Source organism: Knoellia aerolata DSM 18566 (genome assembly GCF_000768695.1).
In the GTDB taxonomy this organism is placed as follows: Bacteria; Actinomycetota; Actinomycetes; order Actinomycetales; family Dermatophilaceae; genus Knoellia; species Knoellia aerolata.
The window spans coordinates 1-1,183 of record NZ_AVPL01000142.1; the positions used below are offsets into that span (position 1 = coordinate 1).

A 1,183-nucleotide genomic window follows, 5' to 3' on the forward strand; every position below is an offset into this window, starting at 1 on the left:
TGCGCCCGGGTTCGTTGAAGGCCGTGTTGGCGGCAAAGCCGAAGCCGGCGTCGCCCGCCAGGTTCAGGTGCTCGGCGTAGGTCTTGTTGAACAGGTTGTCCACGCCCAGCGACAGCTTGACCTGCTTGCTGACCGCGTAGCCGCCGTTCAGCGAGAACACGCCGAATCCGGCGCTGGGGCCGAAGTCCTTGCCGACCACGTTGCCCTGGTTCAGGGCATAGCGGCGCTGCGCCGCCACCAGCCGCCACAGCGCGCCGGCCGACCAGGTGCCGTCGTCATAGGCCGCGCTGAGCTTGGCTTCCAGCGGCGGCATCTGCGGCAAGGCGCGGCCGTCGCTGCGGTTCTGGCCCCAGGCGTAGGCCAGCGTCGCGCCCAGCTTCCAGCGCGGCGCCGCCTGGTAGGACAGCCCCAGCTCGCCGCCGGCGATGCGGGCGTCGATGTTGGCGGCCTGCGTCGAGCTGCCGTGTCCGCCATGGCCGCCATGCATGCCGCCCATGCCCCCCATGCGGCTCTTGGCGTAGTCGAACAGGATGAAGTCGTCGACATAGCCGGCGTAGCCGGACAGCCAGGCATCCAGGGTCTCGGTCTTGTACTGCGCGCCGAAATCGATCTGCGTCGTCTTCTCGGGCTTGACGCCGCGGAACGCGTTGACCGAGCCGTCGGGCCCCTGCTTCGGCGAGAACAGCTCCCAGTAGTCCGGGAAGCGTTCCGCGTGGCCCAGGCCGACGTACACCGTGGCCGGCAGGTCCGCCAGGTCCCGCTCGTAGCGCAGGAACCCGCTGGGCAGCGTCTCGTTGCGGCGTTTGCCGGCCGTGGGGTTGGGCTTGGCCATCATCATGGACCCGCTGCTGCGCCGGAAGTCCTTGGCCGAGGCCCAGTCCACCCGCGCGCCGCCGATGACGCGGCTGTCCTGCGTGGCGTGCCAGGTCAGTTCGCCGAACAGGCCGGTGTTGGCGAAGCTCGCGTCCTTGACCCAGTTCTGGGAGCGGTACGAGACCGTGTCCGTGCCGCTGCGCGAGCGGTGCCGGCTCTGCTGGAAATCCAGCCCGGTCACCAGGCCCAGGTCCGGCGCCAGGTTCCAGGTGCCGGCGATGCGGCCGCCCCAGGTGGCGCGATCCACGTCCGAGGCCATCGCCATCGGCATCATGCCGTGCGGGTCCGGCGTGCGCAGCGTGTAGTTGTC

The 1,183-nt window shown here is 70.2% G+C and carries 1 protein-coding gene; it reads right to left on the minus strand.

Translation table 11 applies throughout. The features are described from left to right. On the minus strand, nucleotides 1–1,183 hold a 1,183-nt coding region (locus tag N801_RS22135; RefSeq protein ID WP_035940910.1), incomplete at both ends, for a TonB-dependent copper receptor.